The organism is Pseudorhodobacter antarcticus, from assembly GCF_900110135.1.
Classification (GTDB): Bacteria; Pseudomonadota; Alphaproteobacteria; order Rhodobacterales; family Rhodobacteraceae; genus Pseudorhodobacter; species Pseudorhodobacter antarcticus.
The window spans coordinates 1-25,785 of sequence record NZ_FOCO01000007.1 but is presented as its reverse complement, the minus strand read 5'-3'; the positions used below and the strand labels follow the sequence as shown (position 1 = coordinate 25,785).

At 57.7% G+C, this 25,785-nt stretch carries 26 protein-coding genes, 1 tRNA gene and 1 pseudogene; 14 read left to right on the top strand and 14 right to left on the bottom strand.

Features of this window, described 5'->3' with window-relative positions; genetic code table 11:
• Positions 1–64: 64 nt before the first annotated feature.
• The 5 genes from BMY36_RS04915 to fabI are packed head-to-tail and all read right to left on the bottom strand — an operon-like array spanning position 65 to position 3,851.
• A complete protein-coding gene (locus BMY36_RS04915; RefSeq protein ID WP_050519031.1) occupies positions 65–1,243 on the bottom strand; it encodes an aminotransferase in 1,179 nt (392 codons plus the stop codon).
• 22 nt (positions 1,244–1,265) lie between these two features.
• A complete protein-coding gene (gene gpt / locus BMY36_RS04910; RefSeq protein ID WP_050519030.1) occupies positions 1,266–1,769 on the bottom strand; it encodes a xanthine phosphoribosyltransferase in 504 nt (167 codons plus the stop codon).
• Positions 1,770–1,793: 24 nt separating this feature from the next.
• Positions 1,794–2,408 carry a LysE family translocator gene (locus BMY36_RS04905; protein ID WP_050519029.1) on the bottom strand — a complete coding sequence of 205 codons (615 nt, stop codon included), beginning with the start codon at positions 2,406–2,408 and terminating at the stop codon, positions 1,794–1,796.
• Between the two features lie 10 nt (positions 2,409–2,418).
• Entirely contained in the window at positions 2,419–3,024 is a 606-nt protein-coding gene (locus BMY36_RS04900; protein ID WP_050519028.1) for a LysE family translocator, read from the bottom strand.
• Complete coding sequence (gene fabI, locus BMY36_RS04895; RefSeq protein ID WP_050519027.1) at positions 3,021–3,851, bottom strand: enoyl-ACP reductase FabI; 831 nt, start codon at positions 3,849–3,851, stop codon at positions 3,021–3,023. Before fabI ends, BMY36_RS04900 begins: the two co-directional genes overlap by 4 nt.
• 146 nt (positions 3,852–3,997) lie before the next feature.
• On the opposite strand from fabI, the gene pdxH reads away from it, so the two are divergent.
• The 7 genes from pdxH to tdh all read left to right on the top strand — a co-directional run bounded on the left by pdxH (position 3,998) and on the right by tdh (position 8,836).
• Entirely contained in the window at positions 3,998–4,600 is a 603-nt protein-coding gene (gene pdxH, locus BMY36_RS04890) for a pyridoxamine 5'-phosphate oxidase (RefSeq protein WP_050519052.1), read from the top strand.
• 115 nt (positions 4,601–4,715) lie between these two features.
• Positions 4,716–5,252, top strand: a complete 537-nt coding sequence (locus tag BMY36_RS04885) for a cold-shock protein (RefSeq protein ID WP_050519026.1) — start codon at positions 4,716–4,718, stop codon at positions 5,250–5,252.
• On the top strand, positions 5,249–5,722 hold the full coding sequence (locus BMY36_RS04880; RefSeq protein ID WP_050519025.1) for a DUF192 domain-containing protein: 474 nt from the start codon (positions 5,249–5,251) through the stop codon (positions 5,720–5,722). The genes BMY36_RS04885 and BMY36_RS04880 overlap by 4 nt, the downstream gene beginning before the upstream one ends.
• 72 nt (positions 5,723–5,794) lie before the next feature.
• Positions 5,795–5,871 (top strand) — tRNA-Pro (locus tag BMY36_RS04875).
• Between the two features lie 81 nt (positions 5,872–5,952).
• Positions 5,953–6,510, top strand: a complete 558-nt coding sequence (locus tag BMY36_RS04870) for a type II toxin-antitoxin system RelB family anti-toxin (RefSeq protein ID WP_050519024.1) — start codon at positions 5,953–5,955, stop codon at positions 6,508–6,510.
• Positions 6,511–6,617: 107 nt separating this feature from the next.
• A complete protein-coding gene (locus tag BMY36_RS04865; protein WP_050519023.1) occupies positions 6,618–7,799 on the top strand; it encodes a glycine C-acetyltransferase in 1,182 nt (393 codons plus the stop codon).
• 11 nt (positions 7,800–7,810) lie between these two features.
• A complete protein-coding gene (tdh, locus tag BMY36_RS04860; RefSeq protein WP_139193940.1) occupies positions 7,811–8,836 on the top strand; it encodes an L-threonine 3-dehydrogenase, zinc-binding type in 1,026 nt (341 codons plus the stop codon).
• Here tdh and BMY36_RS04855 read toward each other — a convergent pair.
• The 3 genes from BMY36_RS04855 to mazG all read right to left on the bottom strand — a co-directional run bounded on the left by BMY36_RS04855 (position 8,833) and on the right by mazG (position 11,879).
• Complete coding sequence (locus BMY36_RS04855) at positions 8,833–9,774, bottom strand: nucleoside hydrolase (RefSeq protein ID WP_050519021.1); 942 nt, start codon at positions 9,772–9,774, stop codon at positions 8,833–8,835. The two genes, tdh and BMY36_RS04855, sit on opposite strands and share 4 nt — an antisense overlap.
• 119 nt (positions 9,775–9,893) lie before the next feature.
• The gene (locus BMY36_RS04850) at positions 9,894–10,901 is read right to left on the bottom strand and encodes a Fe(3+) ABC transporter substrate-binding protein (RefSeq protein WP_050519020.1); all 1,008 of its coding nucleotides are present in this window, start codon (positions 10,899–10,901) and stop codon (positions 9,894–9,896) included.
• Positions 10,902–11,021: 120 nt separating this feature from the next.
• Positions 11,022–11,879, bottom strand: coding sequence for a nucleoside triphosphate pyrophosphohydrolase (gene mazG / locus BMY36_RS04845; RefSeq protein ID WP_050519019.1), 858 nt, complete (start codon positions 11,877–11,879; stop codon positions 11,022–11,024).
• Positions 11,880–11,942: 63 nt separating this feature from the next.
• Here mazG and BMY36_RS04840 point away from each other — a divergent pair, with 63 nt between their 5' ends.
• The 6 genes from BMY36_RS04840 (at position 11,943) to BMY36_RS04815 (ending at position 17,720) form a co-directional block, all read left to right on the top strand.
• Complete coding sequence (locus BMY36_RS04840) at positions 11,943–13,106, top strand: M20 aminoacylase family protein (RefSeq protein ID WP_050519018.1); 1,164 nt, start codon at positions 11,943–11,945, stop codon at positions 13,104–13,106.
• A gap of 76 nt (positions 13,107–13,182) precedes the next feature.
• A complete protein-coding gene (speB, locus tag BMY36_RS04835; protein ID WP_050519017.1) occupies positions 13,183–14,148 on the top strand; it encodes an agmatinase in 966 nt (321 codons plus the stop codon).
• On the top strand, positions 14,145–14,582 hold the full coding sequence (locus BMY36_RS04830) for a DUF1499 domain-containing protein (RefSeq protein WP_050519016.1): 438 nt from the start codon (positions 14,145–14,147) through the stop codon (positions 14,580–14,582). The genes speB and BMY36_RS04830 overlap by 4 nt, the downstream gene beginning before the upstream one ends.
• A gap of 93 nt (positions 14,583–14,675) precedes the next feature.
• A complete protein-coding gene (prfA, locus tag BMY36_RS04825) occupies positions 14,676–15,728 on the top strand; it encodes a peptide chain release factor 1 (protein WP_050519015.1) in 1,053 nt (350 codons plus the stop codon).
• A complete protein-coding gene (prmC, locus tag BMY36_RS04820; RefSeq protein ID WP_050519014.1) occupies positions 15,725–16,573 on the top strand; it encodes a peptide chain release factor N(5)-glutamine methyltransferase in 849 nt (282 codons plus the stop codon). The genes prfA and prmC overlap by 4 nt, the downstream gene beginning before the upstream one ends.
• Before the next feature lie 244 nt (positions 16,574–16,817).
• Positions 16,818–17,720, top strand: a complete 903-nt coding sequence (locus BMY36_RS04815; protein WP_050519013.1) for a DUF4167 domain-containing protein — start codon at positions 16,818–16,820, stop codon at positions 17,718–17,720.
• Positions 17,721–17,818: 98 nt separating this feature from the next.
• Here BMY36_RS04815 and rsmA read toward each other — a convergent pair whose 3' ends face one another.
• The 6 genes from rsmA to lptF are packed head-to-tail and all read right to left on the bottom strand — an operon-like array spanning position 17,819 to position 25,318.
• Positions 17,819–18,655 carry a 16S rRNA (adenine(1518)-N(6)/adenine(1519)-N(6))-dimethyltransferase RsmA gene (gene rsmA / locus BMY36_RS04810; RefSeq protein ID WP_050519012.1) on the bottom strand — a complete coding sequence of 279 codons (837 nt, stop codon included), beginning with the start codon at positions 18,653–18,655 and terminating at the stop codon, positions 17,819–17,821.
• Positions 18,642–19,637 carry a 4-hydroxythreonine-4-phosphate dehydrogenase PdxA gene (gene pdxA, locus BMY36_RS04805; RefSeq protein ID WP_272867510.1) on the bottom strand — a complete coding sequence of 332 codons (996 nt, stop codon included), beginning with the start codon at positions 19,635–19,637 and terminating at the stop codon, positions 18,642–18,644. The genes rsmA and pdxA overlap by 14 nt, the downstream gene beginning before the upstream one ends.
• Positions 19,638–19,641: 4 nt before the next feature.
• Positions 19,642–20,943 carry a peptidylprolyl isomerase gene (locus BMY36_RS04800; RefSeq protein WP_082224785.1) on the bottom strand — a complete coding sequence of 434 codons (1,302 nt, stop codon included), beginning with the start codon at positions 20,941–20,943 and terminating at the stop codon, positions 19,642–19,644.
• Positions 20,944–20,952: 9 nt separating this feature from the next.
• Entirely contained in the window at positions 20,953–23,094 is a 2,142-nt protein-coding gene (locus BMY36_RS04795; protein ID WP_050519009.1) for an LPS-assembly protein LptD, read from the bottom strand.
• On the bottom strand, positions 23,094–24,188 hold the full coding sequence (lptG, locus tag BMY36_RS04790; RefSeq protein ID WP_050519051.1) for an LPS export ABC transporter permease LptG: 1,095 nt from the start codon (positions 24,186–24,188) through the stop codon (positions 23,094–23,096). Before lptG ends, BMY36_RS04795 begins: the two co-directional genes overlap by 1 nt.
• The gene (gene lptF / locus BMY36_RS04785; RefSeq protein ID WP_050519050.1) at positions 24,185–25,318 is read right to left on the bottom strand and encodes an LPS export ABC transporter permease LptF; all 1,134 of its coding nucleotides are present in this window, start codon (positions 25,316–25,318) and stop codon (positions 24,185–24,187) included. Before lptF ends, lptG begins: the two co-directional genes overlap by 4 nt.
• A gap of 322 nt (positions 25,319–25,640) precedes the next feature.
• Between lptF and BMY36_RS21010 the strand changes: the two are divergent.
• Positions 25,641–25,785: pseudogene (locus BMY36_RS21010) on the top strand (IS110 family transposase); the annotation flags it as partial.

Sequence of the window (25,785 nt, the reverse complement as noted above, 5' to 3'; positions counted from 1 at the left end):
GTGGCCAGAGCTGGGGGGCTACGCGCCCCCCAGACCCCGGCGAGGTATTTCTGCCAATACGAAATCAAAGAGTGAGGTGTTTGAGGCGGTGGAAGAATTCGGTGATGCCTGCGGTGTCGATGTTGGCAAAAGCGATACGGATTTGGCGTTTGCCGTCTGGCGAGCCGTGCGGCTGAAACATGGTGCCGGGCAGAGTGAGGAGGGAGGCGCGGGTGACCAGCGCCTTGGCGAATTCATCGGATGGTAGGGCGTAGGGGTGTTCGACATAAGCGAAATAAGCGCCGCAACCAAGGAGGGTCCAATCGGGGAGATTTTTGAACCCATGGGACATGGCATTACGGCGCAAAAGGATCTCGGCGCGTTCGCCTTGCACCCAGTCGCCCAGATTGCGCATGCCCCAGAGGGCTGCGATTTGGCCCAGTTGGTTGGGGCAGATTGCGACGGTGTCGAGGAATTTCTCCACCTCTGCCAAGCGGTTTTCATGGGCCACGATCGCGCCGACGCGGTGGCCGGTGAGGCGGTAGGCCTTGGAAAAGCTGTAAAGGTGGATCAGCGTGTTGGCCCACTTGGGGTCGGTGAAAAGGTGATGTGGCGCGCCTGTGCGGCTGTCAAAATCACGGTAGGTTTCATCGACGATCAGGGCGATGCCGTGGGCACGGGCGAGGTCCATGAAAGCGGTGAGGGTTTGTGCCGGATATTCAGCACCGCCGGGGTTATTGGGGCTGACCAGCACAATAGCCCGAGTGCGCGGGGTGATGAGTTTTGCGGCGTCAGTGGCATCTGGGATAAGGCCCGGGCCGCACGCGAGGGGGATGCAGCGCACCGCCTGCATATCCAGCCACATTTTATGATTGAAATACCAAGGGGTTGGCAGGATAACTTCATCGCCTGCAACCGCCAATGTGGACATGACGGCGGTAAATGCTTGGTTGCAGCCTTGGGTGATGGCGACGTGATGCGCCTCAATTTGGCCGCCGTAAGCCGCAGTCCATTGATGTGCGATTTCCGTGCGCAGGGCGGGCAGGCCCAGCACCGGGCCATAAAGATGGGCGGCGGGGTCGTTGATCGCGGCGTCTGCAATTGCTTGGCGCAGGGCCAAGGGGGGCATGTCCACCGGGGCCGCTTGGGACACGTTGATCAGGGGACGATCTGCAGGAAAGGTCACCCCATCCAGCCAGCGCCGCGCCTCCATCACCGGGGGGGCATCGGTTTGGGCCATCGCGGAAGAGAGGGGGCGGATCATTGCAGGCTCCGTGCGTTAGGGGTCAATCGGTGCCACGGTAGGGCTGGACGTATTGCAACGCCATATCCCAAGGAAAGAAAATCCAAGTGTCTTGGCTGACTTCGGTGATGAAGGTTTCCACCATTGGGCGGCCATGGGGTTTGGCGTAAACAGTGGCAAAATGCGCCTTTGGATACAAAGCGCGCACCAGTTCCAGCGTTTTGCCGGTATCGACCAGATCATCCACGATCAAAATGCCGGTCCCGTCGCCCATCACGTCGGCCTGCGGTGCTTTGATAACCCTCGCCTCCGAGCGGTCTTGATGGCTGTAGCTTTTCACCGAAATCGTATCGACCACGCGGATGTCGAGTTCGCGCGCCACGATCATCGCGGGCACCATGCCGCCGCGGGTGATGCCCACAACGGCCTTCCACGCGCCATTGTCGGGGCCTTTGCCATCCAGCCGCCACGCCAGCGCGCGCGCATCGCGGTGCATTTGATCCCACGAAATGTGGAAGCCTTTTTCATGGGGCAAACGGTCGGTCATGGTCGTATCCCTTTTGGTGGCGGATCAGGTTGCGGCAATTTTCAAGCCCAGAAGGGCAAGCATATCGCCGAACACGCGGTCCAGAATGGTTTTAAGCGTGATATAGCCGCTGCGCGTGCGTTCAAAGGAAAAGATGCGTGCGACAAAGATATTCCACAACGCCTCATTCAAAAACACAACGATCAAAAGGGCGGCATAAACCCAAAGCGGGGTTTGCGGTGGCACGGTGCCAATGAAAATGGCGGAAAACAGCACGGCAGGTTTTGGGTTTGCAAGCTGGGTGACAAGCCCTAGGCGAAAGGGCGAAAGGGCCGCGCGGGGCAGGGCGCTGCGCTGCGTCATATCCAAGGGTTGGGCCGCATCGCGCCACATGACCCACGCCATGTGCAAGAGGTAGGCCGCCCCGACCAGTTTGAGGGCCCACAAAAGAGCAGGTGCCGCCTGAAACACCAAAGCCAGCCCAAACAGGGCGGCCATGGCCCAAATCACAGCGCCCGCACCAATGCCAAAGGCAAGGAATGTGCCCGTGCGCATCCCTTCGGTCACGCCTGTGCGCGCGGCCATGAGGACGGCGGGGCCGGGGCTGATGGCGGCCATCAGGTGCAGAAAGGCGACGGCGAGAAAGGCGGTCAGGGTCATAACGTGGCCTTTAGAGGTTAAAGATGAGCATCACCGCGAGGGCCATCATGGCAAGGGCGGCCGTGGTATCGATCCAGACTTTTGCGGCAAGATAGCGTTTTCGCATCAGGTTTGTCGACATCGACAATGTGACGGCGGAATACCAAAACAATTCGGTGGCAAGGGCCGTCGCATAGATCAGCGCGATGTTTGCTACGCCCTGTGGGTTGGGGAAAATCGACAGCACCACAGCAGAGTAAAACAGCGCTGGTTTTGGGTTGGACAATGACAGGATTATCCCGCCGCCAAAGCCTGTACCAAAACGGCGTTCTGCTGCGGCAGGCAAAGGCGCGCGTGCGCCGCGAAACAGGCCAATCGCCATGTACAGTAGGTAAGTGCCGCCCAACACCTTTGCTGCGATGAAAAGTGGCGGATACAGTTTGAACACCACTGCCAACCCAAACAGCGCGAACAAGCACCAAAGGGAGGCTCCAAACGCCAGGCCAATCCCGTAAGGCAAGGCCTTTTCGCGGCCCTGCGAGAGGGCAAGTTGGATGGCCGCGATAATGCTTGGCCCCGGCGACAGGATCGCCGGGGTCAGCACTGCCACCAGTGTCAGCAGTGCTTCAAGCGTCATTCAGCGCCTTTTTGCGCTTTTGCGGTGACCACGTCGATATCGGGCGCGTCGACCGCCTTCATCCCCACCACATGATAGCCCGCATCGACATGCAGGTTTTCGCCCGTGGTGCCGGAGCCGAGATCGGACAGAAGGTAAAGGGCCGCCTTGCCCACCTCCTCTTGCGTTACGTTGCGGCGCAGGGGCGAGTTCAACTCATTCCAACGCATGATATAGCGGAAATCGCCAATACCGCTGGACGCGAGGGTTTTGATAGGGCCTGCCGAGATTGCGTTGCAGCGGATGCCGTCTTTGCCTAAATCCTCGGCGATGTATTTCACCGACGCTTCCAGTGCTGCCTTGCACAGGCCCATCACGTTGTAATGCGGCATCACCTTTTCCGCGCCGTAATAGGTCAGCGTTAGCAAGCTGCCACCGGGTTTCATAATAGCGGCGGCGCGGCGGCACACGGCGGTAAAGGAATAGACTGAGATATCCATCGACATCAGGAAATTGTCGCGCCCTGTATCAACATAGCGGCCTCGCAATTCGGCCTTGTCGGAAAACCCAATGGCGTGAACGACGAAATCAATCGTGCCCCAGACCGATTTGATATGGTCGAAAACCCGATCCAGCGACGCCTCATCACTGACGTCACATTCAATCATCTCTGTCGCGCCGATGGACGCTGCAAGCGGTTCAACCCGCTTTTTCAACTGCTCGCCTTGGTACGAGAATGCGAGTTCCGCGCCTTGGTCCGCGCAGGCCTTGGCGATGCCCCATGCGATGGACTTGTCATTGGCAAGCCCCATGATCAGCCCGCGCTTGCCTGCCAAAAGTCCTGCCATGAAAGTATCCCCCTGATTTTCTCTCTGTGTTGTCGCAGGGTTTAGGCGATAGACTTGGCCGCATCAAGCCTTGCGGTGTTTTGCGCCTTGCTCTTGGCACACCGAGGCCTAGTGTGCAGATTGGTTTAATACTGATGGGGATTGACATGGACCGGGGTGGAATATTTGCGGGCGACGACCCTTTTGCATTGGCCAAAGCGTGGTTGAGCGAGGCGGAGGCAAGCGAGCCAAATGATCCCAATGCCATTGCACTGGCCACGGTTGACGCGGACGGCATGCCCAACACCCGCATGGTTTTGCTGAAAGAGATCGAGCCTGCGGCCTTTGTGTTTTACACCAATTACACCAGCCGCAAAGGGCGCGAGATAGAAGCATCGGGCAAAGCGGCCTTTGTTATGCATTGGAAATCGTTGCATCGCCAAATCCGTGTGCGTGGGATGACAGAACGCGAGGATGGCCCTATTGCCGACGCTTATTACGCGTCGCGTTCACTGAAAAGTCGGTTGGGCGCATGGGCATCGGCGCAATCACAGCCGTTGTCGTCGCGTACGGCACTTGTGGCAGAGGTGGCGAAAATTACGGCCACCCACGGAACCAACCCGGCCCGCCCGCCGTTTTGGGGCGGGATACGAATCATCCCGACTGAAATTGAATTTTGGGCCGATGGTGCCTTTAGGTTGCATGACCGGTTTCGCTGGACACTCAGCGGTAGTGATGGGGCTTGGATGACGCAACGTTTGAACCCGTAACCGTGCGTAGCTGCAGAGAAGAATGTGCGCATTTGTGGTGAATTGCCCTTGTACCTTATGCCAACTTCAAACAGAACGTAGGAATTAGGGCTAAATCTGGGGAAGAGGCTCTGCCATGAATGAAGATGACGAAATGCCGCTGCTGGTTCTATCTGGCCGTGTGAAATGGTTCGATCCGGTCAAAGGGTTCGGCTTTATTCTGTCCGAAACGACGGGATCTGACGTGCTGCTGCACGCTAATGTTTTGCGCAACTTTGGGCAAAACACGGTTGCCGATGGAGCGGATATCACCGTCAAATGCCAACAAACCAAACGCGGTGTTCAAGCGGTTGAGGTGGTTTCGATCACCCCGCCGGAAGGCAGCGGGTTTTTGATGGCGGGCGAAAGTAATACGTTCAGCGCCGAAGATATTGCGGCGTGCCCAATGGAACCTGCGCGAGTCAAATGGTTCGATAAAGGCAAAGGATTTGGCTTTGCCAACGTGTTTGGCCGCAATGAAGATGTGTTTGTTCATGTAGAGGTGCTGCGCATGTCTGGCTTTGCAGACCTTACTGCGGGCGAGGCGATTTGTTTGCGCATCATTGAAGGCAAGCGGGGCCGCATGGCCGCCCAAGTGCTTGCATGGGATTCTGCCTTGCGAGAGGCGAAATGAAACGGCTGCTGCTGGCGCTTTTGTTGGCAGCGACCCCTTTGGCAGCATGGGCAGATTGCGCGCCTGGTCAGGTTGATTTGCGCCTGACCAACGGCGGCATGGCCCGATTTTCGGTAGAGGTGGTGGACAGCCCCGAAACCCGCGCGAAAGGGTTGATGTTTCGTGAAAACATGCCGAAATCATCGGGCATGCTGTTTATCTATGAACGGCCGCAACGTGCGGTTTTTTGGATGAAAAACACGTTGATTCCGCTGGATATGATCTTTGCCGATGCGACAGGTCTGGTGCAGCATGTCCACGCCAATGCCATTCCGCATGATGAAACAGGTATTGATGGCGGCGAGGGTATTTTGACCATTCTGGAAATCAACGGCGGGCTGGCCGAACGGCTGGGGATTACCCCCGGTGCCGTAATCCGCCACCCAGATTTGGAACAATCGACAGCCCAATGGCGTTGTGTGTCGCAATAAGGCTTTTCAATCCGAATGTGTTGTCTTATGTAACGCGTATCAGGTCCAGACGGTGGACCAGACGCTGAAAGTCGGGGCGTAGCGCAGTCTGGTAGCGCGCCAGTTTTGGGAACTGGATGTCGTAGGTTCGAATCCTATCGCCCCGACCATTTCAGCAAATACCCACTCAGAAATCCCATTGACCTAAAGATGCTCGTCGGGGCAATCTTCGTTTATTAAAGGGATTTGGCATGACCGAGACGATTACCGACAGATTGGCAGAACGCCTGCGTGCGGCGCGCAAGGCCAAGGGGTTAAGCCTTGATGCTGTTGCGGGCATTTCGGGGGTCAGCCGGTCGATGGTCAGCCAGATCGAGCGGGGCGAATCAAGCCCAACCGTAGCGACCCTGTGGAACCTGACCCAAGCGCTGGGTGTTGATTTTGCCGGGTTGTTGGAGGCGCGGCCAGAACCGGGCATAGACGTCACCGCCGCCGCTGCCGCCCCGGTGATGACGGGCCACGGCACAGGGCTGCGCATCCGTATCCTGTCACCCGCCGAAACCGTTGGCGCACATGAGGTGTATGACCTCGACTTTCAGCCAGGCGGCAGCCTTGTCTCTGCGCCCCATTCTGTGGGGTGCCGGGAACATTTGACTGTAATTGCGGGCCGTTTGCGGGTGGTGTCTGGCGCTGACATTGTCGAAATTGGGCTGGGTGATACCGCCCGGTACTGCGCTGATCGGGTGCATGAGATTGCGGAATGTGGGACCGCCCCAGCACGGGCAATTTTAATTGTGCAGGGCAGTTGAAAGGGCGCGGTGTGATGGGGATATCCGGTATAGCGGAATTTAATCCTGCATATTGACGCGTTCATGTGCTTATGGCATATTTCCGTTAACACGGAGGGATATCTGTAATGTCGGAATTCTTAACGCATATCAAAACCGAACTCGCCGCGATTGATGCCGATGGCATGACCAAGCGCGAACGAATGATCTCTGGCCCGCAGGGCACGCATGTGTCGATGGCGGGTGCGCGGATGTTGAACTTATGCGCCAACAACTATCTTGGGTTGGCGAACCATCCAAATTTGACCGCTGCGGCCCATCGTGCGCTGGATACGGATGGGTATGGCATGGCGTCGGTCCGTTTTATTTGCGGCACCCAAGATTTGCACCGCAAGCTGGAAACGCGCTTGGCGGCCTATCTGGGTCAAGATGATTCCATTTTGTTTGCGGCGTGTTTTGACGCGAATGGCGGGTTGTTTGAACCGCTGCTGGGGACAGAGGATGCGGTGATTTCCGACAGCCTGAACCATGCGTCAATCATTGATGGTATCCGGCTGTGCAAGGCCCGCCGCTTTCGTTACGCCAACTCTGATATGACCGACCTAGAGGCGCAGTTGCAGGCCGCCCGCGCAGGCGGCGCGCGGTTCATCATGATTGCAACGGATGGTGTGTTTTCTATGGATGGCTTTCTGGCCAAGTTGCCGGAAATTCGAGCGCTGGCAGATGCTTATGGCGCGTTGTTAATGGTGGATGATTGCCATGCAACGGGCTTTATGGGGCCGCAAGGGCGCGGCACGCCGGCGCATTTTGGCATCAAGGCGGATGTTATCACGGGCACCTTGGGCAAGGCGCTGGGTGGTGCGTTGGGCGGCTATATCGCGGGACCGCAAGCGGTGGTGGACCTACTGCGCCAACGCGCGCGGCCCTATCTGTTTTCCAACGCGCTGCCCCCGATGATTGTGGCGGCAGGGCTTGCCGCGCTGGATTTGGTTGAAAGTGCCGATGATCTGCGCGCGCAGCTGTTTGCCAATGCCGCCTATTGGCGTGCGGGCCTGACCGATACCGGTTTTGATGTGTTGCCGGGCGAGCATCCGATCATTCCCGTGATGTTGGGGGAAGCAAAAGTGGCGCAGGCGATGGCGCAGGATTTGGGCAAGCGTGGCGTGCATGTGGCGGGTTTCTTTTTTCCCGTGGTGCCAAAGGGCCGGGCGCGGATTCGCACGCAGATAAATGCGGCGTTAACCCGCGATGATTTGGATTTTGGCCTTGACGCATTTCGCGCTGCGGGCCGCGCTGTGGGGGTCATCTGATGCACAATGATATGAAAGCACTGGTCAAGGCCCGCGCCGAATCTGGCCTGTGGATGGAACGCCGCCCGGTGCCTGAAATTGGCCCTGATGATGTGTTGATCCGTATCCGTCAAACCGGGATTTGCGGCACGGATATTCATATCTGGAATTGGGATGAATGGGCGGCGCGCACTGTGCCCGTGCCTTTGATCACTGGACATGAATTTGCGGGCGAAATTGTGGAAATGGGCCGTAATGTTGAGGGCTTGTCGATTGGCCAACGCTGTTCGGGTGAGGGGCATTTGATCGGCAAACAAAGCCGCCAAAGTCGCGCGGGCAAGTTTCACCTTGACCCTGCCACGCGGGGCATTGGCGTCAATGAACCGGGTGCCTTTGCGCAATACCTGCGCTTGCCCGCCTTTAACGTGGTGCCGCTGCCCGACACAATTGATGATGAAATTGGTGCGATTTTGGACCCGCTGGGCAATGCGGTTCACACAGCGCTGTCGTTTGATTTGGTGGGTGAGGATGTTTTGATCACCGGGGCAGGGCCGATTGGCATCATGGCAGCCGCGGTTGCGCGCCACGTTGGCGCGCGCCATGTGGTGATCACGGATGTGAACCCAGCCCGATTGGAATTGGCCGCGTCAGTTGCCGATGTGGTGCCCGTCAATGTCGCGTCTGAGGATTTGCGTGATGTGATAGCCCGGCTGAAAATGAAGCAAGGCTTTGATATTGGGATGGAAATGTCGGGCAACCAACACGCGCTGGACCAGATGATTGAAGCGATGACCATGGGCGGTCGCATCGCCATGCTGGGTATTCCCCCGGGTAAATCCCCTGTGGATTGGTCGCGCATCGTGTTCAAAGCGATCACCATCAAAGGTGTCTACGGACGAGAGATTTTTGAAACATGGTACAAGATGATCGCGCTGTTAGAAAACGGTCTAGACGTGCGCCGCGTCATCACCCACCGCTTTAAGGTGGATGATTTTGACGCAGGCTTTGCCGCGATGCGGTCGGGGCAATCAGGAAAAGTTGTTCTGGATTGGGGTTAAAGCCGGGCGATGCGGTCAGTTAGCAGCTTGAAAAACCCAGTCGCATCCATATCCCCGATGAAAAACGCATTGGCAGGCCGATTGGTGACCCCCCACCAATCAGCCACCGTCATCCCCAGTGTCAATTCTGACGTGGTTTCAATTTCAACGTTGATTTTGCGGCCTGTGAACAGACCCGGCTGCAACAGCCACGCGATCACACAAGGATCATGCAAGGGCGCCCCTTCGGATCCGTATTTCTCTTTGTCATAGCGTTCAAAGAAGTCGGTCCATTCTGCCACCATGCGGCCGGGTTCGGTGCCCATATCACGAAACGCTTGCACGCGTGCGGCGCTGGTCAATGCTTTATGCGTCACATCAAGCGGCAGAACCGTGATGGGAATTCCAGATTTGAAAACGATTTCAGCGGCTTCTGGGTCGACGTAAATGTTAAACTCTGCGGCGGGGGTGATGTTGCCAACTTCAAAATAAGCGCCGCCCATCAACACAATTTCTTGCACGCGATCAATCACATCAGGCGCGCGGGTCAGTGCGGTGGCGATGTTGGTTAGGGGGCCCAAAGGACACAATGTGACTGTGCCGGGGGGATAGCTGCGCAGGGTTTCGATCATAAAATCGACGCCGTGCTGCGGTTGCAGTGCCATTGTGGGGGTGGGCAATTGCGGCCCATCCAGCCCGGTTTTGCCATGCACATGTTCAGCCGTGACCAACTTGCGTTTTAACGGCGCATCGCAGCCCGCAAACACGCGCATATCGGGCCGCCCAGCCAATTCACAAATGATCCGTGCGTTCTTTTCCGTCAGCGGCAACGGAACGTTTCCAGCAACGGCCGTAATGCCCAAAACGTCCAACGCCTCCGGGCTGGCAAGGGCCAGCAAAATCGCCACAGCATCATCTTGGCCGGGGTCCGTGTCGATAATGATTTTGCGCGGTGTCATGAGGTGTCTCCTACTGTTTGGCCCACAAAACCGCATGGGCGCGGATTTGTCGAGATGCAAAAGGCCGGAGGCAATGTTGCCCCCGGCTTGATGGTTTTCAGCGCGATAAAGACGCGGTTTCAGCCGTCAAAATCAATCTCTTCCATGATGCGCAAGGCGGCGGGGCGCGCGGCGGCAACCGTAGCAAGATCGATGCTATCGGCGGTAAATTCGCCCCAGCTTTGCACCAATGCCGATCGCTCAACCCCCAGCTTTACGGGAAATTCATGATTGGTTTCAGCGTAGATTTTCTGCGCCTCATCCCCTGACAGCCATTCCATGAACTGCAAGGCCGCGTCGCGGTTCGGGGCCGCTTTGGTCATCGCCACGCCAGAAATGTTCAAATGCGTTCCGTCGCCTTCGAATACCGGAAACACGATGCGCACTGAATCTGCCCAGGCTTTTTGGTCTGGGTCATTGACCATTTGGCCCATGTAATAGGTGTTCCCAATGGCGATATCACATTCCCCGGCCCAAATGGCCTTGGCTTGGTCGCGGTCACCGCCAGCGGGTTTGCGCGCCAGATTTGCTTTCAACCCCTCAGCCCATGTTTTCGCCGCTGCCTCGCCGTGATGTGCGATCACTGCGCCCAGCAGGGCCACGTTGTAATCATTGGTGCCAGACCGCGAACAGATGCGCCCTTTCCATTTGTCGGATTCCAGATCTTCATAGGTCGTCACCTCGCCGTCCGCGACCCGATCCTTTGACGCATAGATAATCCGCGCGCGTGATGTCAGGCCAAACCACTGGTTCCCCGCATCGCGCAAAGTGGCGGGAATGTTCGCGGTCAGCACGTCCGATTGTACCGCTTGCGTTACGCCCGCCTCGACCACTTGGGCCAGCCGCGCGATATCGACGGTCAGCACCAAATCGGCAGGGCTGCGATCGCCTTCTGCAACAAGACGTTCTGCCATGCCCTTGTCAACAAAGGCGATGTTCACATCAATGCCCGTTTCGGCAGTAAATGCGTTTGCCAAAGGCTGGATCAATTCGGGTTGGCGGTGGGAATAGATATTTACCTCTGTGGCCAGCACGGGAAGTGCAGTCGACAAAAGCGCCAAGGCGGCGGTGGAAAGACGTTGAAACATTGTTGACCTCTTTAGTCGGTTATCATGGGATGATCTAAACCTGAGTATTTTACTCAGGTCAATACCTGACTTTATCTATCGGGAATGTTTTTGGGATTCGTCTTGGCTTAAATACCTTAATCAGTGCCGGCCCAGCGGCGATGCTTTTGCCATTTTCTCTTGCGCTTTGGCGTCATCCCACAGCGCATCCATTTCTGCTAAATCACTTTGGGCAGGCGTGCGGCCTTTGGCTGCCAAAGCATCTTCAATGTGGCCAAAGCGGTGGGTGAACTTTTGGTTTGCCCCGCGTAAGGCGGCCTCTGGGTCGATGTCCAGATGCCGTGCTAGATTGGCCATGACGAACAGCAAATCGCCAAATTCCTCCGTTTGTTCGGTGGCCGTCATGGTGTCGCGGGCCTCGACCAACTCGCGCGCTTCCTCTAACATTTTGTCCAGGACTTGCGTGGTCTGCGGCCAATCAAACCCAACCCGTGCCGCGCGGTTTTGCAGCTTTACTGCGCGCATCAATGCGGGCAGGCCATGCGCTACCCCGTCCAACACGCGCGCAGGCCCGCGCTCTGCTGCCTTGATCGCTTCCCAATCGGCGGTTTGTTGCGCGGGTGTTTTGTTCCGGTGTTCGGATCCAAAAACATGCGGGTGACGTGCGACCATTTTATCGGCGATCAATCGGACGATACTGTCAAAATCAAACAAACCCACCTCTGCGCCGATCTGCGCGTGATACACGGTTTGCAGCAGCAGATCGCCCAATTCCCCTTCCAATTCGGGCCAGGCCGCGCGGTCTATCGCGTCTGCCACCTCATAAGCCTCTTCAATCGTATAGGGGGCTATGGTCGCAAACGTGTGGGCGATGTCCCATGGGCAGCCCGTTTCCGGGTCGCGCAACCGGGCCATGATTTCCAGCAAGCGTGGCAAACCGCCATCGGGATCTGCGATCAACTGATCACTTGTGGCGCGCGGCAGGGGGGGCTTTGGCATTGCGGTTCCTTGGGAATTGGGATTGTGTGGCGGGCAACAAACCCACGCCAAAAGGAATAACCCATGCCCGTTCTGAACGCCATTGCCGGATACGCCGAGGAGATGACGGGTTGGCGGCGTCATTTGCACCAGCACCCCGAATTGCGGTTTGAATGTTATGAAACGGCGGCCTTTATCGCGGACCGGTTGCGCGAATTTGGGGTGGATGAAGTGCATGAAGGGATCGCCACGACAGGCATCGTCGCTATCATAAACGGGCAGGGGGGAGGCCCGACGATTGGCCTGCGCGCAGATATGGATGCACTACCAATATTAGAGGCAACTGGACTAGATTACGCCTCTACCATTCCGGGCAAAATGCATGCCTGCGGTCATGATGGGCATGTGACCATGCTGCTGGGGGCTGCAAAGTATCTGTGCGAAACACGCCGCTTTGCGGGCCGCGTTGCGCTGATCTTTCAACCTGCCGAGGAAGATGGTGGCGGCGGCGAGGTGATGGTCCAAGAGGGCATCATGGACCGCTTTGATATTGCCCAAGTGTACGGCATTCATAACGCGCCGGGTGTGCCTTTTGGGCATTTCACGACCACACCGGGGGCGTTGATGGCATCGGTCGATACAGCCACGGTGGTGGTCACAGGCAAAGGCGGGCATGGGGCCACGCCGCATGATTGCGTGGACCCCGTTGTCGCGATTGTTGGCATGGTTCAAGCTGTCCAAACTATCATTCCGCGCAACACCTATGCGCTGGATGAGGTGGTGATCTCCGTCACGCAAATCCACACCGGCTCTGCCAGCAACATCATCCCCGGCGATGGTTGGTTTTGCGCCACCATCCGCTGTTTTGACCCAAATGTGCGTACCTTATTGAAACGTCGTTTCGTTGAAATTGTCGAAGGTCACGCGCTGGCATATGGCGTGACCGCTGCGGTGGATTACGATTGGGGCTATCCCGCCACCATCAACCACGCCGATCAAGCCGCCTTTGCGGCCGAGGTGGCAATCGAGGTGTCGGGCGCAAACGCAGTAGAAGCAAATGGACGCCGCGAAATGGGGTCTGAGGATTTTAGCTATATGCTAGACGCGCGGCCCGGAGCTTATTTGTTCATGGGCATCGGGGATGGCGCAGGCCTGCACCACGCCGCTTATAACTTCAACGATGATGCGGCCCCTGTGGGCGCAAGTTTCTTTGCCCGCTTGGTGGAACGTGCGCAGCCTTTGGCTTAACATTTTGGCCATTGGCGGTCTGCATTGACAGGCGCGCCTCATCGCTGTTTTCTGCATGAAAAGGAAGGATAAACCAATGGCCCTTGAAGATGCCAAAACCGATGCAGACGGTGCTTTTACCCGCCCGGACCTGCGCGGGCTTGCCTTTGAAAATGCGTTTGCCGGGGCCACATCCTTTCTGCGCCGCCGCTACACCAAGGATTTGACGGGTGTTGATCTTGCGATCACCGGCGTGCCCTTTGACCAAGCGGTGACACACCGCCCCGGGGCGCGCTTTGGCCCCCGCGCCATCCGCGAGGCAAGCAGTTTACAACCCTTTGATCCGCCCTACGGCTGGCCCACCAGCCCGCTGGAGGATATGGCAATCATTGACTACGGCGATGTCGCGTTTGATTACGCCCACACACCCAGCTTTCCGGGGTTGGTCACCGATCATATCCGTAAGATTCTAGGCGCAGGGCCGGGCACCATTACACTGGGCGGTGATCATTTCATCACCTTGCCCATTCTGCGCGCTTATGCCGAAAAATACGGGCCCATGTCCGTCATCCATTTTGATGCCCATTCCGACCTGTGGGCGGATGATGATATGGACCGGATCGACCACGGCACGTTTTTCTACAAGGCGGTGAAATCGGGGGTCATTGATCCCAAAACAAGCGTGCAAATCGGCATCCGCACCCATTGCGATGATTATCTGGGTGTCGAATATATTGACGCGCGCACAGTGCATGAAAAAGGCACGGCCTGTGCGGTTGCGCGGGTCAAAGACATCGTGGGGCAAAACCCAACCTATGTGACCTTCGATATTGATTGTCTTGACCCCTCCGCAGCACCCGGCACTGGAACGCCGGTTTGGGGCGGTCTGCACTCATGGCAAGTGGCGGCATGTTTGCGCGATCTTGCTGGTATCAATATGGTCGGCGGCGATGTCGTAGAGGTGTCACCTGCTTACGATACCACAGGTGCCACCGCGATTGCAGGCGCCCATGTCGCGCATGAATTGATCTGCCTCTATCATTGGGTGCATCATCGCAAATGAAAGTGAAATCTGTGTCCTTTTTCGCCCTTGTCATCGCCGCAGCAGTTGTCGTTCTAATGGCATATATCCGCCTTTCCCCATCTGACCTTGTGCGCTGGAATGTTGATCCCTCCGCGGCGTTTGCGCCATCCGACAGCGTGGGGCAAGTGATCACCCAAACAGGCGGTGCCACCCTGCGTTTGGAAGGGTCCGACGATCTGCTGGTCCGGTTGGATGCAATCGCTGTGGCCTCCCCCCGCACGCAGCGCCTTGCGGGCAGCGTGGCCGATGGGCGCATCACTTGGATCACGCGATCCGCGCTTTGGGGCTTTCCCGATTACACCACTGCCGCGCTAAAGCCAGATGGCCTCTACATCAACGCGCGGCTGCGGTTTGGCAAATCCGATCTTGGCGTCAACGCAGCCCGTCTGCGCGATTGGCAAACCAAACTTTGATACATTCATCTTGGTTCCAATACCTCGGGGTCCGGGGCAGCGCCCCGGCGCTCGTGGCTTGACCAAGCGGCGTTCATAGGACAAACCACCCGAATGGTCCCACTCGATACCCTCGCCCAAATCACCCAACGCTTTGAGTTTATCGAGGCGAAACTGTCCGCTGGCGCGCCCCCTGCGGAAATCGCCAAACTCAGCCGTGAATATGGCGACCTTAAACCTGTTGTCACCGAAATCACCGCCTACCGCCGCGCGCTGGATGATCTGGCCGAGGCAGAGATCATGCTGCGCGACCCTGAAATGCGCGGCTTGGCTGAGGAGGAGCTTCCCAGCCTGCGCGCTGCAATCGCGGCAATGGAAATCGCTCTGCAGCTGGCCTTGCTGCCCAAAGACGCCGCCGACGCGCGCCCCGCCATCTTAGAGATACGCCCCGGCACGGGCGGAGAGGAAGCGGCGCTGTTTGCAGGTGATCTTTTGAACATGTACCGCCGTTATGCCGAAAACCGCGGCTGGACGTTTGAGATTTTGGAAATGCAGGAAAGCGATTTGGGTGGCATCCGCGAACTTTCAGCCCATATCCAAGGGCAGGGGGTTTTTGCCCGCATGAAATACGAATCGGGCGTTCACCGCGTGCAGCGCGTGCCCGAAACCGAAAGTGGCGGTCGGGTCCATACATCTGCCGCCACAGTGGCCGTTCTGCCCGAGGCGGAGGAGGTGGACATCGACATCCCCGCCTCTGACATCCGCATTGACACCATGCGCGCGTCCGGTGCAGGCGGCCAGCACGTCAACACCACCGACAGCGCCGTGCGCATCACCCATATCCCCACGGGCATCATTGTGGTGTCGGCGATGAAATCGCAGCACCAAAACCGCGTCGCCGCGATGCAAGTCCTGCGAGCGCGTTTGTTTGAGATTGAGCGCGAGCGCGTGGACGCGGAACGCTCTGCCAACCGCAAGTCGCAAGTCGGGTCTGGCGATCGGTCCGAACGCATCCGCACTTACAACTTTCCGCAAGGCCGCATGACCGACCATCGCATCAACTTGACCCTGTATTCACTTGGTCAAATTATGGCGGGCGATTTGGACACGACCATCGACGCGCTGATTTCCGATGATCAGGCCCGCAAACTGGCCGAAATGGAATGACCACACTGTTGGCGGCCCGGCGTGCAGGGCTTGAACGGCTGTTGGCGGCGGGCGTCCCGGGTGCTGCGCAAGATATGGCGTTGCTTCTGGCCCATGTTTTGGGATTGACGCGGGCCGATCTGGCGCTGTTGTCCCCGCAAATTGAATTGACCGAGTCGCAAGTTGCCGCATTGGAGGCGGCGCTGACCGCCCGCACATCCCGCAAACCGATGTCACATATCACGGGCCACCGCATGTTCTGGGGCCGCAGCTTTGCAGTGACGCCCGCTGTGCTGGACCCGCGCCCCGAAACTGAAACCCTAATCGCCGCCGCCCTCACCGTGCCCTTTGCATCGGTGTTAGACCTTGGCACCGGGTCTGGCTGCATTTTGTTGACCCTAATGGCCGAACGTGCAGCGGCAAACGGCGTGGGGGTGGACCTGTCAGACGCGGCCCTGGTCGTGGCGCGGGCCAATCACGCGCGGTTTGGCGGTTATGCGCATTTTGTGCAGGGCAGTTGGTTTGATCCCGTGCAGGGTACGTTCGATTTGATCGTTTCAAACCCGCCCTATATTGCTGCGGATGAAATGGCGGGGCTGTCGCCCGAGGTGCGCAATTGGGAACCACATTTGGCGCTGACCCCCGGCGGCGATGGGCTGGCTGCATACCGGCATATCTGTGCGGGGGCTGCGGCCCATTTGACCCCCAATGGGTGGCTGATGGTGGAGATTGGGCCACGCCAAGGCGCGCATGTATCGACCCTTTTTGCCCTTGCTGGATTTGAATCAGTGGGGATTCTGCCCGATCTGGATGGGCGTGACCGGGTTGTTATTGGACAGATTGCGTGCCGGGAACCCGTGATTTAAGCCTTTTTTGGCGACCCTTTGCCTCTTTTTCGGGGATAACTGCGGCAATGCGCAATTTTTACTTGTCATGGGGCATATCACATGGTTACACCGTGCATGTTAATGGGCTGGTTTAGGGGTAACCCGGTTTCCCGCCCTGCACGCAATGCCAAAAATGCCTCATGCGCCCGACACTGGGCAAGACGTGTCCTCCGTGGCCGCCGGCGCATAGTCAAAGCCAGATAGATCTGGATCAAAGGACAAGATGAGATCTTCCAAGTCCCGCTCGCGTTCGAAATCGAACCGCCCGCGCACCCTCGGCAACATCACCAACCGTGTCTTCGAAAGCTCCGGCCCCGAAGGCAAAGTGCGTGGTACGCCGCAGCAAATCATTGATAAATACAATCAATTGGCACGCGATGCGCAGCTGTCAAATGACCGCGTCAATGCTGAGAATTTTTTGCAACACGCCGAACATTACACCCGCCTGTTAGGCGAAGCGATGCGTGAGATGCAGGCAGAGCAAGATCAGCGCCGTCAGAATGAAGGACCAAATCAAGGGTCAAATCAGGGTGGCAACCAAAGCAACACCCCGCCGCGCGAATACCAATCGCGCGACCGTGGTGATGGCCAGCAGCCTGATCCGCGCGATGATCGCAGCGATAATGCGCGCAACGACAATGGTCGTGACGACAATGGTCGTGACGACAATGGTCGTGACGATCGCAGCTACACCCCACGCGAGGACCGCAGCAACGCGCCACGCGAGGACCGTAACAACGCGCCACGCGAGGACCGCAGCAACGCGCCACGCGAGGACCGCAACAACGCGCCACGCGAGGACCGCAACAACGCGCCACGCGAGGAGCGCAATAACGAGCGTCGCAACCGGCATGTGCAACGATCTGAGGAGGTGAAACCTCAAGCGATCCCAGAAGCGCGCAGTGATGACGGCGATTCTGGCTTGGTGGAAACACCAGAACAGCGGCGCCCGCGTCCGTTTCGGCAGCCAAAAGCACAGCCCGCTCCCGACGCTGGAAATGCACCTCAAGTTCTGTCGCAGCCGCAACCCGCGGCCCCTACCGAGGCGGCACAAGTTGATAAGCCACGAAAAACACGCGTGGCGCGCAAGCCCAAGCCCGATGCGGGTCATGAGGCCGCAGAGTAAACCACCATCAAAAAGGCCGGGCACTGTGCCCGGCCTTTGTCAATCGATCCTGGCCAGTGGCTTTAATCCGGCCTGTGGCCTAGATCCCGCCTGCGGCCTTAGTCGTAGCCACGTGACAGAGCGCAGAATTTCTCCAGCGATATTTCCTCAGCCCGTGCGGTGGGCGCAATCCCAACCGCTTCCAGCCGCGCTTCAATATCCGGCCCCATCCCTTTCAGACTGGATCGCAACATCTTGCGCCGCTGGTTGAACCCCATTGCGGTGATGCGTGACAAGGCAGCCGCATTGGCAGGAAAGCGCGGCTCCGCCAGCCGGGTCAAATGCACCACGGCGGAATGGACCTTTGGTGCGGGCGTGAACGCCTCGGGGGGCAGGGTCAATACGATGCGCGGATCGGTGCGCCATTGCGCCAGCAGCGCCAAACGGCCATACGCCTTGTCGCCCGGTTTGGCGACGATCCGCTGCGCCACCTCTTTTTGGAACATCAAGGTTAGGCTGGTCCAGAACGGCGGCCATTGATCGGGCGACAGCCAGCGGATTAACAGTTCCGTCCCGATATTGTAGGGCAGGTTGGCCACAACGCGCACGGGGGCGGTCAAATGCGCCGCCACATCAAGCCCCAACGCATCGGCGTTCAGCACCTCCAACCGCCCCGGATAGGCGGCGGCGATTTCGGCCAGCGCGGGCATGCAGCGCGCATCTTTTTCAATTGCCAACACGCGGCGCGCCCCTTCGGCCAACAAACCGCGCGTCAGGCCACCCGGGCCGGGGCCCACCTCTAACACGTCACAAGCGGTCAAATCCCCAGCGCTGCGGGCGATTTTTGATGTCAGGTTCAAATCCAACAAGAAATTCTGGCCCAACTGCTTTTTCGCGACCAGATCATGGGTGCGAATGACGGTTGCAAGGCTGGGCAAGCCATCAATCGCAGCCATGGTGCCCCCTGCGCGCGGCAGCCATATCTTGCGCCATCCGCAACGCGGCGATCAGGCTGGTTGCATCAGCGATGCCGCGCCCGGCAATATCAAAAGCTGTCCCATGATCGGGCGAGGTGCGGATAAAAGGCAGGCCCAAGGTCAAGTTCACACCCCCCGCAAAATCAATCGTTTTGATCGGGATCAAGGCCTGATCGTGGTACATGCAGATCGCCACATCATAGCGCGCGCGGGCGGCGGCATGAAACATCGTGTCAGCGGGCAGGGGGCCGGAAATATCCATGCCTTGCGCGCGCAACTGGTCCAGAACCGGAGTGATCAGGGTGATTTCCATATCGCCCATCGCGCCACCTTCGCCCGCGTGGGGGTTCAAACCTGCCACCGCAATGCGCGGGGCAAGAAGCCCGAAATCACGGATCAGGCCCGCATGGGTGATGCGAATCGTCGCCTCTAACCCTTTGGCGGTTAAGGCGTTTGGCACATCGGCCAACGGAATATGAATGGTCGCGGGCACCACGCGCAAATCGGGGCAGGCCAGCATCATCACCACTTGGTCCACACGGCCAAGCGATGCCAAATATTCAGTATGGCCCGGAAAGGCAAAACCAGCCCCATCTTTCAGCACTTTTTTGTTGATCGGCGATGTACAGACGGCACTGGCCGCACCTGTTGTCACCAAATCCACCGCGCGGGCGATCACCGCGATCACATCGGCTGCATGGGTGGCTTGTGCAATGCCGGGCGTGGCGGTACTGAAAAAATCATAGGCCAAAACGGGCAGCACATCGGCGGCGATGCCATGTGCCTGTGCAGGGTTCGTTATCAGCGCGAACTTGCTGGCACTGGGCAAATGACGCGCGTCACCAATCCAAAAAAACGGCACGTCGTGACCCAGCAAGGTGCGTGCTTTCATCGCGACCTCTGGCCCGATGCCAGCAGGTTCGCCGCAGGTTAGGGCGATGGGGGGCAGGGCGGGTGACACGGGTTTACGGTTCGCGAATGATCGCGTTAAACCGCAATTCTTCCAGATAACTATCGGCCAGGATGCCAAGGCGCTGGTTCAACAACTGCTCGCGCACCGCCGATTGATTGGCTGGAGTCTCCAATACGGGATTGCGCGCGCATAGCATCAAGAACACATGCGCCGCCCCACTGGGAAAATCGACGCTTTCATTCGGGTCCAGATCGGCCAAAGCCCGACCAACATTGGCGGACAAGGCGCTGGCCGCCTTGGTTTCGCGGATCAAACGGTCCGCGGGCAGGCCTTTGGCCACGCCATAAAGGTCATCGCAAGTATCGATCTTGGCGCGCAAGGCCGCAGCCTCAGCAGGTCCATTGGTTGCGGGCAGGATAAACTGCGCATAATCGACATCAATGGCTTTTGGGCCAGCGCCCTCAATCTGTTCAATCTGTTCAATCGCGCGCAATTGGAACAGGCCAACGGCCCCACCAAGTGGAACGGGCGCAGACACTTCGCCCGGTGCCAACCCCAAAATGATACCAGACAATGCGGCAGGCAGATTTGCCAAGGGCATCCAGTCCAGCCGCCCACCGCGTCCTGCGGTGGCGGAGGCCGAAAATTGGCGCGCTGCGGCGGCAAAACCACCTTCGGATGTGATGCCAGCGCGCAGACGTTCCGCGCGCGCGATCACGGCGGCTTCTTGGCCTTCGGGTGCGGGAAGGACCAATTCAGAAATCAGCACGCGCAGCGCAGCACCTTGGTCGCCTGCGGCAATCGCTTTGGCCACCTCGGCGTCCGAAATAACCACCTTGCCGGCATAGCGTTGACGGATCACCTCGCGCCAAACCAGCCCCGCCTCCACAAAATCGCGAAAGCTTTGGGACGACACGCCAGATTGTTCCAACGCACCGATAAACTGTTCGGCCGTCATTTGGGCGCGCCCTGCAAACTCTTCCATCCCGGCCATAATCTGGTCCGGTGTGGCGGAAATCTTCAGCGCTTTTGCCTCTGCCATCCGCAAGCGATCTTCGATCAACGCTTTGGTCGCCTCCGCCTCCAGATCACCGGGGGTGCGGAACAGTTGCAACATTTGCACGCGCTGCTGCACCTCAAATTCGGTAACGGCGCGATCATTCACATAAAGGCGCGGCGCAAACAGGTTTTGCGCGCTGATCGGTGCCGCCACCACAAAAAGGGCCATCGCGGCGATCACAAAGACAGAAGGGCGTAATGCGGAGAGGCGGGTCATCGTATTCTTCTCATGGCTTGGATCAAGGGCATGGGCGGCGATCTTATGTGACTGTGGTACTCTGACCATTGGGGTCATGGCAACACCTTAACCGCGACAGGCGGCGGCGGGTCCGCGATTGGCTTTGCCACCAAAGCCCAGCAAATCCACCGAAAGACCGAAATCGGTCGTTGGTTTGACACTGGCCGAGGAGGTAAAGCGGCGCGACACGGCAAAATCAACCTTCAAACACTCGTTGCGAAACCCAAGGTTCAAGCCCCCCGATGCCGCGCGGTTCGCCACAAAATCATAGCGGCTGCTGATGCTGCCTTCCCATGATGGGGTAAATCGGTACCGTCCGTCCAGCGTCAACTCTGACACAGCGCTTGTGCGTTTTTCCTGCACATCGGCCTGCAACCGAACATAAGACGAACTGATCCCAAGCTTTTCGCGTGCCAAATCCAACCGCATTTCTCCCTTGGTCAGTTTGAAGTTGTCATCAAACACAAAGCGGTTGGTCACCGTTACCCCGTTTGCAACCGAAACCTGCACAGCGCCCAACCAGTCGGAGGTTTTGTCTTGCAACCCGCTGGATGCGGTGAATTGGCCAAAATCTTGCTGGCGAAACACGCGGCCCATGGTCAAGCCCAAGGACCAACCTGCAGGATCAACCCGCGTGTAGCCAAGCCCGATATTGGCAAAGCGCCCTTGTTCAACCGCATCGGCACCCGGAAAGCGGTTCATTGAAAACAGGTTGCCTTCGTCAAATTCAACCAAGGCACTGTCTTCATTTGGAATATTCGTGCGATTGCGGCCAGTCCAGATCACTTGAACCACCGGTTCAATTACATGGCTCACCCCGTTCTGGCTGGCGCGCACCCAAGGCCAGCGCAGTTCAACACCCGCGCCTGCAGTCCCACGAAAACTGTTTCCTGCAAAAGCTGTGTCCTGCGCTACGCGGTAAAAATCGCCATTCACTTCAGTCATGACAGCGGCCAAAACGCCGGATGGTAGCACCCAGTTGCGCCGCCAATCTGCGGTCGCCGACAAGCGTGCCATGTCGCGGCCATCGCTGATACCATCCAGGTCGCTGTCTGTCGCAATGTTGGAACTGCGGGCATGGCTGTGGGTTTGCAACCTAAACCCGCCTTCACCGCCAATGGTCCCAGGCGAAAAGCGACGCTGGTAGGTTAAATCCGTTACGATAGAGGGCAGGGTGCTGTTCACATCCCCTGCCCGGATCGACCGATAGTTGATGATCCGCGCCGATATATGTTCATTGCGCCGCGTGCGCGCCACTTCTGCGCGGCTGTCCAAACGGTCAGAATAGGGGATGCCATAATCCACCAAATAGGCATCATCCGTCACATAGATCCCCGAAAAGCTAAGGGTAAAGTCGCTGGGCAAGGCAAAACGCCCCGTTGTGGTCAGGTATCCACGGGTCTGCCCCGGCACCAGCAAATCGCGGCTGATGGCGCCTGTTGTTTCCACACTGCCGGTCCGAAACGCTTGGCGATATCGCAGTTCGACCGATTGCGCGGCCTTGCTGGACAGATAGGGGGTGACAGTCAAATCCTTATCATCGCCGATGCGGATGAAATAAGGAATTTTTGCCCCAAACCCCAAACCACTGGTGGTGCGGAAAGATGGTGCCAATAATCCAGTTTGACGCTTCAGCGTCGGGTCGGGAATACGCAAGTGCGGTATCCAAAACACCGGAACGCCAGCCACCCGAAACGTCGCACTGTTGAAAAAGATTTGCCGTTCCACCCCGTCATGGACCACGCGCTTGGCACGAATTTCCCACAGGGGTGTCGGGTTGCTGGCACAAACCTTGCACGACGACACAACGGTGTTGTTCAGGCTGGTGTAACGCCCGCCAATGCGCATCATCTCGGACGCGGCCAGTTGCAATTGCTGGTCCAAAACCAAGCGCGCGCTTTGCAGCACCCCTTCGGTAAAATCGGCTGAAAGTGCGGCCTGATCGGCCAAAATAAGCGTGCCCGCATTATCGGTCAGCACGATGGGCCCCGCGATGGTCAGCAGATCGGCCGCGCGATCATAGGTGATCTGCGAGGCTTTCAGGCGGGTGCCCTTGTGAAAAATCTCTACATTTCCGTCTGCAACCAGCGTATCATTTCCCGCAATCGACACGCGATCTGCAACCAAGGATGCAAGGTCCATCGCTGGGGCTTGCGCCGCCATCGGCCCCATCAACAACACGCACAATAAAAGTGCAAAACGCCGCATCAGCCATCCTCCAGATGCAATAACAGTCCCAGTGACAGCAAAACCGCCGCGACAGGCGGGGTCCACGCTGCAAGAGGAACAGGGATTTGGCCATTAACGCCCAAAACCTGCGCAAAATTACGCAGAAAGAAAATCGCAAAACCGCCCGCCAGCGCCAAAAGCACCATTTGCCCGGTTTTGCCAAACCGCGCATGACGCATGGTGAACCCCGCCGCAACAAGGATCATCGCCGCCAAAAGCAGCGGCAAGGCCAGTTCCATTTGCAACCAAACCCGATGTGCGCGGGCTGAAAACCCGGCCTGTTCCAATTTGGTAATATAACTGGGCAGCGCCCAAATTGAGATTGCCGATGGGTCGCCAAAACTGTCACGGATGCGGTCGCGCGTCAGTTCTGATGCCACGGTGGCCTCAGCCTGAGCCTGCGCCACCACCTCTGGGTTGGGCGCTGTCAAATCCCAGTATTTCGCGGATGTTAGCACCCATTGGCCGGGTTGCAGCACCGCTTCGGCCGCCTCAATCCGTTGAATGGGCGTGCCTTCAGGATCAAAAATCAGAAAGGTAACAGCAAACAAGTGCGTGCCTTCGCTGTCGGCCCGCACTGCCTTTATCACGGTTTGCCCCGCAGCCCCGCCTTGGCGCAACCACAACCCATTTTCACTGAGCGACAACACATTTTCAACGCCGCTGGCCTGCTTTGTATACAACAAATCATATTCTTTGGACGTGGCGGCAACCAAAGGATTGATCACGGCAACAATCAAAACTCCCAACATCAATGCGGCCATCACAGGTGCCAATAAAAACCGCAGGCCCGACCGGCCCGCCGCGCGCACCACAACCAATTCACTGCTTTTGGCAAGCGATAGAAACAGCGCAATCGCCGCCAGAATAAACACCAAAGGCAGAATGCGGTACAAATTGGCGGGCACATTCAACAAGGCCAATGTCGCGGCCCCCTGCATGCTAATGCCTTGCCCCGAAAAACGGCGCAACTGTTCCACCATATCGGTCAGCATCAAAATGCCGAAAAATATCAGCGTTACCTGCAAAACTACCTTCAAAAATCGCGTGACAAAATAAAGGCTAAGAGTCACGCGCCAACCCCCATAGCCATGCGGGCCCTTCGGGTGCGTCGTGGGCGTTGCGCCAACCATAGCATCCCAATGGCAGAGATAATCCCAAACCCAGGGGCCAAATAAACCAAAGGCCATGCCTGCGAAGATCGCAACGCGGCAGATGTCCCGGCGTTGTTGATCATCTGGATAATGATCAAGAACACCACCGCCCCGATGATTTGGCGCCACAGGCCAAAGCGGCTGAACGCGCCCAACAGCAAGGCCGCAAACCCCAGCATCGCCGTGGCCAGCGCCAAAAACGGTTGCGCCAAACGCGCGTGCCCATCGGCCATAAAGGCAGCGCGTTTTGCGCCCGTTTCGGCCAAAAGCGTATCTGTTGGCCACAAAAGTTCAAACGTCGACAGCTCATCCAGCGACCGAACAGGAACATCACCCGACGTCAACAACCCGCCCAAATCATAAGTGAAATCAAGAAAATGGGTCACAGATAACCGCTTTTTCAAACTGTCATAGGTCTGGCTCATCCCGTCGAACATAATCAACTTCGGCTCGGTGTCTCCGCGCACCAACAGCGCGCGCTGCGCCGTATAGGTCGTGGTGCCGCCGGGCGCGCGATCATCGGTCAAATACACATCGCGCAATTCGCCAGTTTCACTTATCTCACGGATATAAAACGTAATCCCCGTGGTGGGATGCATAAACTTACCGTCGACCAACAGGCGCGCGGTCAAATTCGCACTGATTTCCGCGGTCCGTTCCGCCAACACCGTGCGGCTGGCGGGCACAATCACATTGTACAACAGCACCAACATCAACGTCACACACAGCCCGAAATAAACCACCGGGCGCGCCAGCCGAAACGCCGAAAACCCTGTCGCCTGCATCACCACCAATTCGCCGTCTTGGGTCAGCCGGTTCGTGGTATAAACGGCAGCGGCAAAGGCCGACACAGGCAAAACCACGCGGATCACATTTGGCAAGGTCAACAGCGAGATTTCAAGGAAAACCAGCGCCGACTGCCCATCCCCAATGATCTGGTCAAACAACCCCACCGCGCGGTTGATCCAATAGATCAATACCAGAATTAGTGAGAAAAACCCAAAAAGCGCAAGAAATTGCGACAGCAGGTATCTGTCGAATTTTGTCACGCGCCCCATGCTCCTGCTTTTGGTTTGGGCAACCGTAGCTGAGTTTACCTTTGGAGAAAACTGATATTTGGGCAAAAAGGTCTTTGGGTTGGGCGAAAAACGGCCTGATGTGCGGCAAGGTCTGCTTGTCTTATGAAGGTCCCAGCTTTTGTGCGAAACAAGAGCCACAGACAAGCATTTTGAAATGCTTGTCTGTGGTGGTGGTTGGATCGTTTAGAGCTTGGTCTTTGAGGACCGTATCAGAGTAAGATCAACCACCACCTTCGCCACAGGCCTGAACGGATACAGAGCGGCACGAAGCCCTCTAGGACAAGCATAGGATATGACGAAGATGCCCGATGATACCATTGGTATAGATATTTCCAAAGCCACTTTAGACATTCACCGGCTGAGCGACGGGAAGATGATGTCGTTTAGCAATTGCCCTGCAGGATTTAAGGCGCTTTCCAAGTTCTGCGCACAGACGA

Excerpts from the sequence above, each read along its gene's own strand:
- BMY36_RS04915 (WP_050519031.1), bottom strand. The coding sequence starts at position 1,243 with ATGATCCGCCCCCTCTCTTCCGCGATGGCCCAAACCGATGCCCCCCCG.
- gpt (WP_050519030.1), bottom strand. The coding sequence starts at position 1,769 with ATGACCGACCGTTTGCCCCATGAAAAAGGCTTCCACATTTCGTGGGAT.
- BMY36_RS04905 (WP_050519029.1), bottom strand. The coding sequence starts at position 2,408 with ATGACCCTGACCGCCTTTCTCGCCGTCGCCTTTCTGCACCTGATGGCC.
- BMY36_RS04900 (WP_050519028.1), bottom strand. The coding sequence starts at position 3,024 with ATGACGCTTGAAGCACTGCTGACACTGGTGGCAGTGCTGACCCCGGCG.
- fabI (WP_050519027.1), bottom strand. The coding sequence starts at position 3,851 with ATGGCAGGACTTTTGGCAGGCAAGCGCGGGCTGATCATGGGGCTTGCC.
- pdxH (WP_050519052.1), top strand. The coding sequence starts at position 3,998 with ATGGACCGGGGTGGAATATTTGCGGGCGACGACCCTTTTGCATTGGCC.
- BMY36_RS04885 (WP_050519026.1), top strand. The coding sequence starts at position 4,716 with ATGAATGAAGATGACGAAATGCCGCTGCTGGTTCTATCTGGCCGTGTG.
- BMY36_RS04880 (WP_050519025.1), top strand. The coding sequence starts at position 5,249 with ATGAAACGGCTGCTGCTGGCGCTTTTGTTGGCAGCGACCCCTTTGGCA.
- BMY36_RS04870 (WP_050519024.1), top strand. The coding sequence starts at position 5,953 with ATGACCGAGACGATTACCGACAGATTGGCAGAACGCCTGCGTGCGGCG.
- BMY36_RS04865 (WP_050519023.1), top strand. The coding sequence starts at position 6,618 with ATGTCGGAATTCTTAACGCATATCAAAACCGAACTCGCCGCGATTGAT.
- tdh (WP_139193940.1), top strand. The coding sequence starts at position 7,811 with ATGAAAGCACTGGTCAAGGCCCGCGCCGAATCTGGCCTGTGGATGGAA.
- BMY36_RS04855 (WP_050519021.1), bottom strand. The coding sequence starts at position 9,774 with ATGACACCGCGCAAAATCATTATCGACACGGACCCCGGCCAAGATGAT.
- BMY36_RS04850 (WP_050519020.1), bottom strand. The coding sequence starts at position 10,901 with ATGTTTCAACGTCTTTCCACCGCCGCCTTGGCGCTTTTGTCGACTGCA.
- mazG (WP_050519019.1), bottom strand. The coding sequence starts at position 11,879 with ATGCCAAAGCCCCCCCTGCCGCGCGCCACAAGTGATCAGTTGATCGCA.
- BMY36_RS04840 (WP_050519018.1), top strand. The coding sequence starts at position 11,943 with ATGCCCGTTCTGAACGCCATTGCCGGATACGCCGAGGAGATGACGGGT.
- speB (WP_050519017.1), top strand. The coding sequence starts at position 13,183 with ATGGCCCTTGAAGATGCCAAAACCGATGCAGACGGTGCTTTTACCCGC.
- BMY36_RS04830 (WP_050519016.1), top strand. The coding sequence starts at position 14,145 with ATGAAAGTGAAATCTGTGTCCTTTTTCGCCCTTGTCATCGCCGCAGCA.
- prfA (WP_050519015.1), top strand. The coding sequence starts at position 14,676 with ATGGTCCCACTCGATACCCTCGCCCAAATCACCCAACGCTTTGAGTTT.
- prmC (WP_050519014.1), top strand. The coding sequence starts at position 15,725 with ATGACCACACTGTTGGCGGCCCGGCGTGCAGGGCTTGAACGGCTGTTG.
- BMY36_RS04815 (WP_050519013.1), top strand. The coding sequence starts at position 16,818 with ATGAGATCTTCCAAGTCCCGCTCGCGTTCGAAATCGAACCGCCCGCGC.
- rsmA (WP_050519012.1), bottom strand. The coding sequence starts at position 18,655 with ATGGCTGCGATTGATGGCTTGCCCAGCCTTGCAACCGTCATTCGCACC.
- BMY36_RS04800 (WP_082224785.1), bottom strand. The coding sequence starts at position 20,943 with ATGACCCCAATGGTCAGAGTACCACAGTCACATAAGATCGCCGCCCAT.
- BMY36_RS04795 (WP_050519009.1), bottom strand. The coding sequence starts at position 23,094 with ATGCGGCGTTTTGCACTTTTATTGTGCGTGTTGTTGATGGGGCCGATG.